Consider the following 11829-nt stretch of genomic DNA (forward strand, 5'->3'; position numbering starts at 1 on the left):
CCGAATATTAACTTTAGTAAAACCAATCGTATAATGATAAGTATTTTGTATTTTAAATAGATACAGAGCTGTTATGACAGTGTTGTAATAGCTTGCTGTAGACGGTTAGAGATAGTATCAAGGTGATTATTTCGCTACAATCAAGGGTAGCTACTTATTAAAAAGATAAGCTAGCTCCACCGGTTTATTGTTGAAGTAGCTAAGAAAACTCCAGCTTCATCATAAAGTGCTAGTTCTCATACTAGCGCCACATAAAACAAGGATGACCTCATGAGAAAAACTGATACTTTTCAAGACAACAAAGATATCATTGCCGAACTCAAGCAAAAAGACAGCCACTTCGCGGTGCTGTTTGATGAGCATACTCTACTTGATCAGCAAATTAATCAGCTTGAGAAAGATAGGGTTAAAAATGCCAGCCGTGATGATGAAATTGAACAAATGAAACGCCGCAAATTAAAGCTCAAAGATGAGATTTATAAAATAATAGATAAAAACAAACTATAATCTCAATTCATTTAGAGCATAAAAATGCCCCATCAACTTAAGCTAATGGGGCATTTTTTAATAGCTAAACTTTACAGCGTAAAATGTACTTAAACACGCTATAACTGGCTTAGATTTTACCAACTAAGTCTAGGCTTGGTTTTAGGGTTGCTTGACCCGCTTCCCATGCTGCTGGACATACTTCACCATCATTATCACGCACATATTGTGCCGCTTTAACTTTACGTAGCATATCTTTTGCACTACGGCCGATACCTAAGTCATGAATCTCTGCAACTTTGATAAGACCATCTGGATCCACTAAGAAAGTACCGCGCAATGCTGCGTTGTCTTCTTCGATCATGATGTTGAAACCGCGAGTGATTTTACCAGTGCCGTCACCAAGCATTGGGTAAGTTACTTTACCGATAGCGTCTGAAGAATCATGCCATGCTTTATGAACAAAATGAGTATCTGTAGATACTGCATAGACTTCTACGCCTAAGCTTTTTAGCTCTTCGTAATGATTAGCCATGTCTTCTAATTCAGTAGGACATACAAAAGTAAAGTCATGTGGGTAGAACATAAAGATTGCCCAGCTACCTTTTACGTCTTCTGAAGTGATAGTTTTGAATTCACCATTTACAAATGCTTGGGTTGAAAATTCTGGGATTTCTTGATTGATAATAGCTGCCATGAGTAGATCCTTTATTATTAAGTTAATTGATTACCACTTGTCTAGTAGACTGGCTAATATTTATCTCAGTTAGCGGTTGGCCTAACTAGGCTTACCAAACAGACTATACGCTAATTCTATGATTACTCTATTTAAAAGTTTCTATTTTGATGTTTGGTTTTATTAATGTTGTTAAAGCCTATTGCTCATTATCTAATTATACGTAAACCACCTATGCCTACCGCTTTGTTCACTATAGAATAGAGAGAATATATAACCGCTAAAAAAAGTAAGTAAAAATCATAGTATTATTAGCCCTGTGTGTCACATTTTAACTTTTGTTAAGTCTTACACTTATTATCTTTATCAAAAGCCCTTTATTAAAGGATTTATATGATCACCTTACGTCAGCTTGAATTTGCTTTAGCAGTCGCCAAACACCGTCACTTCAAACGCGCTGCTGAAGATTGTAATATCTCTCAATCGGCACTTAGTTTAGGCATAGCAGAGCTTGAAAAACAGCTAGATACCCAAATTTTTGAGCGCAATAATAAGCAAGTACTGATCACCCCTATCGGACAAGACATCTTGACTCGAGCGCAGCGGGTATTTTCTGAGGTCAACGATTTGACCACTCGTGCTCACAGTCATCAGACGCCACTGGCTTATCCTATGACTGTAGGTATTATTCCAACGATCGCGCCTTACTTACTGCCTAAAGTGTTGCCTGCCTTACGCCAACATTATCCAGAATTTCGTATGTCTATTATTGAACAGCAGACTGAACGCTTGCTTGAGCAAGTACGCTACGGTCATATCGATACTGCTATCATTGCGTTACCTTATGCTATTGATGGGCTACATAGCTTTGAGTTTTGGAGCGAGGATTTCTTTGCGGTATTTCCAAAAGACGATGACCATGCCAAACTTGAAACTATCGATTCTGACCAACTGGCTGCTGCTAACTTAATGTTACTCGGTGAAGGGCATTGTTTGACTGATCAGACCTTATCCGTTTGTCATTTTGATCGCGAACAAATGAAGTCTAGTTTTTCTGATGCTAGCTTAAACACGCTTATTCAAATGGCTTTGGCGAATATGGGTACTACTTTGGCACCGCAAATGGCTCTCGAACAATTACACTTGCAGAATCAAAATGCTGTAGCTATTCCGCTTGCCGAGAAAGGTCCTCATCGCCATATTGCCTTTGTTACTCGCCTAAACTATGCCCGTGTTGATGATGTCAATCTATTAGGCGAAGTCTTTAAGCAAGCGCTATACGACAGCGCTCATCCTCAATAGAGCCGTCAGAATGACTGATAACCATCCATCGCTAACATCGCTGAATACTGTTGGCTTAGAGAGTCACATAGAGAGTCAAAGAAATAGACACATAGACAGACAAATGGTTAGCGATTTATATAAGCACTTTGTTCAGCACTTAGCGATTATCGATCCCTGTATTACCCCTGCCATTACTGAAACCCTATGGCAGAGCATCGTTGGCTATTATAGTGAACCGATTCGTGCTTATCATAATCTGACTCATCTTCAACAGTTATTCGAGCAATTTGCACAAGTAAAAAATAAGCTAAGACAGCCAAGTATTGTGGCTTTGGCACTGTTTTATCACGATATTATTTATGATCCAAGCCGACAAGACAATGAGCTAAAAAGCGCGGTTTTCTTAGAGCAGGCCTATGCAAAGCTGTTGCCTAGTGGCTTGATAGCGCGTATATATCAACTGATTATAATGACTGCCAGCCATGAGCTTACCGATCAGACAGATACTGATGCCGCTTATTTATTGGATATGGATCTAAGTATTTTGGCGTCCGATTGGCTACAGTACGAGCAGTATGCGCAAGCGATACGACGAGAATACGCTCACGTTACAAACGCTGATTATCGTAGCGGTCGTACTTCAGTATTAGCAGGATTATTAACCCATCCCAGATTATATTTGACTGATTACTATCAGCGCTTAGAGCAGCAAGCTCGGCAAAACATTAGCCGTGAACTTGCGTTTTTTGCTGCCGTTTAATGAATGATTTACGACAGAGTAATTAAAAATAGCTCCCTACCAAATAGTTGACAATGATGACATCTAGTGTGGAGTGATGACATCTTCAGAATTGCGCAACCTAAGCTATTATCAGCAGCTAAAATAATTACTAATAGCAGTAAAGCGTATTGTCCAATCAAAGTAGGGTTAATCTAGCTTGCCAGCCTTACCGGCCAGCATCTTATGCCACTGCTTATACTCTGGCATCGCAGTCTCAACGGTTTGCCAAAACGCACGGCTATGATTAGCATGATGTAGATGGCATAACTCATGAACGATTACATACTCAGTGCATTCGATAGGAAAAGCTGGTAGATAGACCGACAGCCAAATACGCTGCGCACGAGTATTGCAGCTGCCCCAACGAGTATGCATTTTTTTGATGCGAGTCTCTTTAGCTTGAGCCCCAACGATAGGTTGCCATTTATCAAATAATTCTGGCATAACTTCAGCCAGTTGCTGTCGATAGTAAACTAATTTTTCCTGCTCATTAAGATTTATCGACTGTGCTTTGCCCCATAGTAAAATAGGGTGGGCAACTGTTGGAGTCATGGAGAAGAGTTGCTGTTGGCGTATAAGCAGTTGTTTATGATGATCTAACGCCCAATCCACCCGCCTGTCTATAGCTTGCGCAACTTGCTTAGCGCTAATTGCTACTGGTACGGAAACCGCTAACTGATAAGGTTTTAGAGAAAAATTAATATTCCTAACTGGTTTTTGACTTACTTTTAACTCAATATCTGCTGCTGCTAAACGCTCAATGAGAGCCGTTAATAAGGACTCGCTCAACGCTGTTGTCATGATGTCTACCTCGAGCCCTTAATAAAGAATAATTAGAAACCAACGATGACTAAAAAATAGCTAGTAGTAAGTAATTAATAAGAAGCAATTAGTAAAAAGCAATTACTGTCAAATAATCAGCATAAAGCGCGCCTATTTACAGCGCTTGTAAATGATTATCGAAAGCCATTTTATGTAATTGGCTGTCTATTATAATTGCTCCTACTGGCTGAGCATTTACCGCACCATTTGCGCACCTAATATTGACTGACAGAGTGGTTAGCTGCCCTTGCCCATCACTAACGATAAAACCTGGACGCCCCGCACTGGCATAAGTGTCATCATTGGCACTGATTTGACAGGCTAGTTCAGTATCGCTAATCATAGTACTGCCAGATAACTCTGAATCTGATAGCAATGACGCTCCTGCACAATCCAACAAGCGCACATCATCAATCAGCTCACGAGTGGTTAAGTCGTAGATAGCAGCACAGCCCCCTATCGGAGTGGTGACGCACAATAGATTGTTTTTGCTATCAACAGCGACGCTAGCGATATATTGGTGAAAGCGTTGCCATTGATTGTTAGGCATAATTAACGGCTTAAACTCCCTATCACCACGCTGATGAGTGAGCACTAGTGGTACATTTATGTGCTTTTCGCCTTGGAACTGGATACCTATCATTACTGTACCATCAGCATGTATAGCTAAATGACGAATGCTCATCTGCTTGTGCTCAGGAACGATTTGCTCTAAAAGCACTCCATTATGGCGATTCAAATAAACCAATGAGGGATGCATAGTGTCTAAATTGAGTTCTTCACGCGAGGCTTGCTCAGTTTTTATACCACCGTTAGCGATAATAAGAGTTTGGCTATCAGGATGGATAATCAGCTCATGGGGACCGATACCATAAGAGTCAAACTCGGCTATTTTTTGATAATGATTGTTAGCGTCATACACCCCAATCTTACCGTTTAAAGTGAGTGTGTCGTTCTCAGTCACATACAGCTGCCCACCATCTAGACTATAACAAGCATGACCATAAAAATGCCGATCAGCTCCTGCTTTTATGGCCTGTAGCACTTGTCCAGTAGCAGTGTCCAACACCCAAAAACTTTCGCTTGGACGCCGCCCCATTACTACTACATCTCGACTTAAGTTAGTAGCGTTAGCTTTGTTAATACTATTAACAGCAGGTTGTACTACGATATCATGTACGCGTTCAGGCATAGTCGTCTGCCAGACGATTTGCCGATCAGCATCAATACCTACTACCCCGCAGCATCTTTCACTAGTAAGCGAGTTAGTTTTTGGCATAGACGATACGCCACTCACCCAGCTAACTGGCCGCGCGAGCATAGTAGTATGGATTGTGGTTAGATCCATACTGTCTTTACTTGGGCGACTTAGGCTAAGGCCATCATAATGGTGATAAGCAGACGTCGCCTGTTGATAGGTATATTGCAAACGCTTAAGCTGCGCCAGATAGGCGGCTGGCGATATTAGTGACAAAGACGGTGCTAAAGTTAAGCGCTGAACATTAAGCCCCGTCAAATAATCCTGCAAGCGCGCGTCTGGCGAACGTTGTTTACGATAACGATGATGAATGCCAACTAGAGCTACAGTACCCAGCACTGTGCCGAATGCTGTACTTAAAGAAGTCTTTACAACGTTAGCTTCTAATGCTGATCTGCTCTTAGAACGTCCATGCTTATCCATCGTTTTAACGCCTTCAGTTATCATCTAGTTATCATCGCTAAAACTATCATTTAATTGTTAGGTGATGGCTAGTATCTAATCACCATCATTACTATTAAAACCAACCCGAATACCAAGAGTCGGAATCAACTGACGTTTAATCAAACGAGTCACTTTAGTCAAACTGTCGAATAATTGCTGCTGTGTTTTTTTATCCGCAGTCGCTAAATCCTCTGGCATTTGGGCCAATAAAGTTGTAGTGTCAGCCAATGCTGTTGCCAGCTCATTACCGACTTTACTGTCATTATTACTGTTCAAGATGGCAGTCAATACCGGATCGGTTAGCACCTTATTAAGCGTTGCTAGTTTGGCATTGATAATGGCTCGACTTTGGCCAGCAGTAGCTGCTGGCAGATGACCTTTAGCCTTTCCGGTTAAACCTAAAGGCTGATCGATAGCGTTAGTTTTCATAACTTCTAGCAATGAGAGTAAGGAGTTAAACCATTGATTAAGACCTTGGTTACTAGTAGCCGTTTTATCAATAGCTAATAACTGTGTGGCACTGTTCTGCCAGTCTTTTTCAATACTTTGTAAACGGGTACTTAACGCTTGGCTGGCACTTATCACATAAGCGCATTGGCCAGCATCTAAGCTGTCGTTAGCATACAGCACTTCTTCTAAACCTGGTACACCTTGTACGATAGCACTTTCATTCATCAACTGCTTAGCCGTCAAAGTTGGATTGGCGCTAATAAGATCAGCAACGCCACTATGTACTAGCCCACGCTCATCAGGATAATAATTGATATATAGATTGCTCATACTATCAGTTGCGGGACCAAAGTTAACCATCTCAGCACTAGCCCAAGCTTGAGCTAACACTAACCACTGATCACGCAGAGCTTGTAGCTTATCACCGCTGACAGGAGACTGTTTACAGTGCTGCTGAGCCAAATCATGCAGCACTGTGCTTTGTTTAGCGGCATCAGCATATGCTGGGATAACGATATTATTAGCGACGTGAGTCAGGTAAGCTTTTTGGCTTTCAGCACTAATAGCGACTGCCTTGATATTGACGCTCTGCTCACTGCTTGCTGGGTCATTTGCAGCTGTAGCAGCGGCACTTTGCTTGGCTACTTCTTGACTATTAACATCAGCTTTTTGATTGTCATCAGTCGGCTTAACACAGCTGATTAATAATCCAGCGCTGAGCGCGGATAGAGCCATCATTAAGGCGTGGTTCTTTTTCATAGTGTTCTCGGTAGTGGCCTAGTGGTTCTATTGATTGATAGCTAAAGCGGATAACTCTAGCTCCATGAGCATAATCATTTATAGAATTGCTGGTCATTTATTACTTGGTTACTTGTTACTTGGTTACTTATTACTTAGCACTTAAGCGCTTTATAACGATTTCAAAAAGGCCTGTAACTCATCACGACCTTGCTTATCTAACTGCAAAACTTTTTGTTGTTGGCTTGCTGCTTCACCGCTATGCCAAAGCACTGCCTCCATTAGCGTGCGCGCGCGACCATCATGTAAGAATGTCGCTTGCGGATCCACCGTTTGCGCCAGACCGATGCCCCATAATGCTGGCGTGCGCCACTCATAAGAGTTGGCTAAGAACTCAACCTGTAAGTCTTTCGCCGGTAATTTACCAGCGATAGTCCGATCCGCTAAGCCGTCACCCATGTCATGCAGCAATAAATCGGTATAAGGGTAGATTACTTGTCCGTGTTGCTCAAGGTGATCATCGTCAGTTTTTGGCAACTGATATCTAGGAGTATGGCAGCTCTGACAACCCATATCATAAAAACGCTTTTTGCCAGCTAATACTAATTGATTGTCGGCATCGCGGCGGTGTGGAACCGCAAGATTACGAGTATAAAACTCAACGAACTTCACCACTTCATCACTGACTTCAACGGCGGGCTTGCCGTTACCTTGTTCATCAGCGCCAGTAGTGGCTTTTAGACAAGCGGTCTGCAAAGGCGTACAAGATTCTATCGGTCGAATATTAGAGGTCAAGCCCATATCTTCATTAAAGGCGCTTTGATTTTGGGTAATAAGTTTGGTTTGTCCAGCTTTCCAACCAAAACGTCCCAAGGCTTTTTGGCCGGTTTGTGGATCCATTACCCAGTTGAATTTGCCACTAATGTTATTGCTACTCTTATCAGCACTGACAGCTTGTTGTTTGATAGCAGCCTCAGGAATCTGATCTAATAGCCCAAGACCTATCATTGGTAAAGCAATACGTGGCGAAACCATCAGCTCGTCATCAAAAGCCCCGTAGCCAGGATTGGTTAGCTTAAAGGTAGGCTGTCGCAGAGTTTCAATATGGCCGTCAGCAAAAGTAACTGGTTTGTCTGTCCATTGCACAGCAATACGAGCTTCAGCAGGAACACCTTGGATAGCACGGTCTTGCAACTGACCGCCATACATAGGATGCGCTACTTTTTCGATCATCGACTGCTGTAACTGCTGACGTTGCTCGTCAGTAGTAGCCGGCATAGCCAAACGAATCAATAAGCTATCAGCATCATCCTCGCTAGTCATTGGCGCATGGCCGCGACCATCTTTTACATGGCAGGATTGGCAAGCAGCAACGTTGAATAATGCTCCAATGCCATCACGACTGTCAGTACTAGCAGGCGCGATCACCCAAGGCTGCTTAAAGAACGCATTACCAATAAAAAAGTTGCCTTTACGTGAAGCCGATAGGTTCGACGAAGGTTTTGAATAACTCTCAGAGCTAGTGATAGTAATACCAGTATCACCACCTTGTTTAATTTCTTGCGGATCAAAAGTAGCTAGTTGCTGTAAGGGTACACCAGCCAGCCCTTCAATAGTTTGGCTACGCTCAACAGATAAGGCTGCAGACGAGCTTTTATCAGCGCTCGCTACAGACTCTTGCTTGGACGCGCTATCAGTTGGCTGACAAGCACTAATAGCTAGCACACACCCTAGCGCTAACGACAGCTTAGTATAGTTATGAGTTGATAGTTTTTTTGACATTAGGGTGGTCTTCATCATGTAACTGGGCGCTATAAATACTAGCTTAGGATAAGAGCTAAAGGAGTGCTTATCAGCCTGAGTAGATAAAAAACTAAAAGCTGGATGTAGCGCCTTTATAGAGCTCATAAAGATTACTTTAGCTTTACTGTAGAACTGTCAAAAGGGTAAAAGCACGCTACCAACTAATATTAGCAACGTGCTTATTATACCTAAATCAGATGGTCATCAAAATAATTCTCATTAACTAATAGCGACTTATCAGGCATTTATTAACCATAAATAAGATAGAAAATTAAGATCACGAATGAGCAAATCTAGGCCAATAATACTGAGTTTATAATGGTGAGTTTATAATGGTGAGCCTGCATCAGCATCTAAGTTATCGATACCGATAGCACTAGCCGCATTTTCAATGCCTGCAGTCAGCTGCTGCAAACTACTAATACCATTCTCAATCCAGCCACGACGCTTATTTTGCTCCTCGCTTGAGATATTGTGTTTGCTGGCCTGACCAACTGTAGCGATCATTTGATCAACTTTGATACCGTCTTTTTCAGCTTTTTCAACGATTACATTAAAGGCATCTTCTACGTTTTTGAAGTCTGCCGTCAGTTTATCAGCCGCATCTTTGTGCTCAGTATCTATAAGATACTGCTTGATACCATAGCCACCAATCGACTTGCCAGCAACTGTCTTATAGTTACCATTAAAGATATTTTGAATACCACGGGCATTATTAGCGTAGCTCAGATGAGTCAAATCACTAAAGCAGTCATGTTCATCTTCAGTCGAACCAGTGACAAAGGCAACTTGCATACGCTGAGAAGCCAATTCACCAAGAGCTAAACTACCCATTTGATACATAACCTGACGTACCGCATTACCATTTTTACGCTCTATCATATCGCTACGTAAAGTATTTTCGCTTTCAGCCTGCCACTGAGCTTCCATGGCGCTTAAATCATCGACTAATAGTTGAGTTGCCGCCTTCAAGTACTGACCACGGCGGGTACAAACACTGGCGTCTGTATTAGTAGTCTCACCGCTAGTGCACTGACCATCAGTGGTAATATAATCAGTGAATGGACGCGTACCTGCCCCTTCACCAACACCATTAGTATCTTGGCCCCATAACAGGAACTCAATCGCATGATAACCAGTAGTCACGTTAGCTTCGCTGCCACCAATCTCATTCATCTCGACTAATAGTTCAGGAGTAATAGTGCTAGTGTCTTGCTTTAGGCTGCCGACACTAATACTGTCACTATTGATAATATTATCTGGGCTATTATATTCACCCTCATAGCTGTCGCTCACATAATCAATTAACGCTTCATCAAGTGGCCACGCATTTACTTGCCCTTCCCAGCCATCGATATTGGCTATCTTACGCTTATCATTAGCAGTCACAAACCCCTCATCAAAACGAAAAACCTCTGTTTGTGAATAAGGTAGACGTGCTGCTTTATAGGCGACTTTTGCTGCTTCAAGATTAGCCTCAGTAGGCGTATCCACATATGTATTTATTGCGGTCTGTAAGAGCTTTGCCGTATCAAGAGAGTCTTTATAGGCGGCGTGGGCCATATCAGCATAGCTGATCAGTAATCTATCAATATTAGCTTGCTGAGCATTAGGTGTAGTTGCACTATCTGCTACCTTTTGAGTCTGCGTTTGATTATCAGTCGCGACCGTATCATCAGCCTGCTTAGTACAGCCTGACAACAGCAAGATACCGGCAAGCGCCGCAGCTAAAGTTGTCGGCAAAATCTTACGGTTAGTCGTGGTAGTGATAGTCATACATATCCTTGAAGAATTATAGAGAATAATTTAACATTCAGCTCATGATCATTGATGTTAATCATCCAAATTATAATGATATTGATAACGATTATCAACTATATATTAAAAATCTGTAACTTGGCTTTGGATGGCGTTAATTAGTCGACTGTAGCTAGGGATATTTATGCAGGATCAAACCGTACTAAACCCTAGTAAAACCAAAGGATTGTTTAGAAAAAGTAAAAAAAAAGACAAAAAAAAGGCCAGCGCTATGCTGACCTTTTTTTAATTGCTGTTATTCTATAGTTGTCTATTTATGACATTACTATATATAAAGCTAGATTAATTAACGCTCTGTGGAGAGTTAATAGTTAACTCAACACGACGGTTTTGTTGACGACCATTTTCAGTGTTGTTATCAGCAACTGGACGTGACTCACCATAAGCTACTACATTAATACGGCTGCTTGGTACACCATTAGCAGTTAAGTAGTTAGCAACGGCATAAGCACGGTCACGTGATAGACCTTGGTTATAAGCAGCAGCACCTTTACTATCAGTGTGGCCTGCGATAGTGATAGTATTTTGGTTATACTCTTTCATAGTAGAAGCAAGCTTATTAAGCGTTGGCTTGAACGATGAGTTTAGAGTAGCGTCATCGAATGAGAAAGTGATGCTACCAGGCATAACTAAATCGATGTTACCGTTAGCGTTTGGCGTAACAGTTACACCAGTACCGGCCATTTGCTGTGCAAGCTGCTTAGCTTGACGTTCCATGTAATAGCCAACGCCCGTTCCTAATGCTGCACCAATAGCGGCATCACGACCAGTTTTGTTACCACCTGTTGCTTTAGAAATAACTGCGCCGCCTGCTGCGCCTGCTAAAGTACCGATAGCAGTTTTGTTTAGACGCTGTTGTCCAGTACTAGGATCAGTAGTACAACCACTAAGAGCTAGACCTGATGCTACTGCTAAAATCATAATTTGGTTACGCATAATTTTTCCTCTTAAGTGCAAAGTTAGCTTTATAATAAGTTTTGCTTGATGCTTGTTCTTTATTTATGAAGGTTCTTTCATATCCGTCATTATTATCGCAATCTCAATCTATCTGTGTGTAATATTTTGTCACATCTATGTATATAAAGTGCATGAAATCTTACAGCTAACGTGTTATTAAGGCGGTTGTAGACAATTATAGCGAGATCGGAGTAGCTAATAACAGTGCCAGTTGCCTTTAGCCTTAAAGCAGATTAAATCATCGTTCATATTTGCTACTACAAGTCATCTTTAAGCAGATATTCTATGGTTCGTTTCTGCTAAAATCAGCTA

The 11829-nt window shown here is 41.7% G+C and carries 10 protein-coding genes; 3 read left to right on the forward strand and 7 right to left on the reverse strand.

Annotated elements, in window-relative coordinates:
* The first annotated feature begins 270 nt into the window (after nt 1-270).
* The gene (locus tag JMY09_RS10535) at nt 271-507 is read left to right on the forward strand and encodes a YdcH family protein (RefSeq protein ID WP_201623552.1); all 237 of its coding nucleotides are present in this window, start codon (nt 271-273) and stop codon (nt 505-507) included.
* Nucleotides 508-616: 109 nt separating this feature from the next.
* Here the strand turns inward: JMY09_RS10535 and ahpC are convergent, their stop codons facing one another.
* Nucleotides 617-1183, reverse strand: a complete 567-nt coding sequence (gene ahpC, locus JMY09_RS10540) for an alkyl hydroperoxide reductase subunit C (protein ID WP_201623553.1) — start codon at nt 1181-1183, stop codon at nt 617-619.
* A gap of 372 nt (nt 1184-1555) precedes the next feature.
* On the opposite strand from ahpC, the gene JMY09_RS10545 reads away from it, so the two are divergent.
* Together JMY09_RS10545 and JMY09_RS10550 are read left to right on the forward strand one after the other, a co-directional pair.
* On the forward strand, nt 1556-2464 hold the full coding sequence (locus tag JMY09_RS10545; protein WP_201623554.1) for a hydrogen peroxide-inducible genes activator: 909 nt from the start codon (nt 1556-1558) through the stop codon (nt 2462-2464).
* A gap of 10 nt (nt 2465-2474) precedes the next feature.
* The gene (locus tag JMY09_RS10550) at nt 2475-3206 is read left to right on the forward strand and encodes an HD domain-containing protein (RefSeq protein WP_227677284.1); all 732 of its coding nucleotides are present in this window, start codon (nt 2475-2477) and stop codon (nt 3204-3206) included.
* Between the two features lie 168 nt (nt 3207-3374).
* Here the strand turns inward: JMY09_RS10550 and JMY09_RS10555 are convergent, their stop codons facing one another.
* The 6 genes from JMY09_RS10555 to JMY09_RS10580 form a co-directional block, all read right to left on the reverse strand.
* Nucleotides 3375-4028 (reverse strand): M48 family metallopeptidase, encoded by a 654-nt coding sequence (locus JMY09_RS10555; RefSeq protein WP_201623555.1) that lies wholly within the window; start codon nt 4026-4028, stop codon nt 3375-3377.
* Nucleotides 4029-4164: 136 nt separating this feature from the next.
* On the reverse strand, nt 4165-5730 hold the full coding sequence (locus JMY09_RS10560) for a DUF1513 domain-containing protein (RefSeq protein ID WP_227677285.1): 1566 nt from the start codon (nt 5728-5730) through the stop codon (nt 4165-4167).
* 75 nt (nt 5731-5805) lie between these two features.
* Entirely contained in the window at nt 5806-6960 is a 1155-nt protein-coding gene (locus JMY09_RS10565; RefSeq protein WP_201623557.1) for an imelysin family protein, read from the reverse strand.
* Between the two features lie 150 nt (nt 6961-7110).
* A complete protein-coding gene (locus JMY09_RS10570; protein ID WP_201623603.1) occupies nt 7111-8739 on the reverse strand; it encodes a di-heme oxidoreductase family protein in 1629 nt (542 codons plus the stop codon).
* 330 nt (nt 8740-9069) lie between these two features.
* The gene (locus tag JMY09_RS10575) at nt 9070-10518 is read right to left on the reverse strand and encodes an imelysin family protein (RefSeq protein ID WP_201623558.1); all 1449 of its coding nucleotides are present in this window, start codon (nt 10516-10518) and stop codon (nt 9070-9072) included.
* 324 nt (nt 10519-10842) lie between these two features.
* Nucleotides 10843-11496 carry an OmpA family protein gene (locus JMY09_RS10580; protein ID WP_201623559.1) on the reverse strand — a complete coding sequence of 218 codons (654 nt, stop codon included), beginning with the start codon at nt 11494-11496 and terminating at the stop codon, nt 10843-10845.
* Nucleotides 11497-11829 lie beyond the last annotated feature (333 nt).

Origin of the sequence: Psychrobacter urativorans (assembly GCF_904846695.1) — a bacterium.
GTDB lineage: Bacteria > Pseudomonadota > Gammaproteobacteria > Pseudomonadales > Moraxellaceae > Psychrobacter > Psychrobacter urativorans.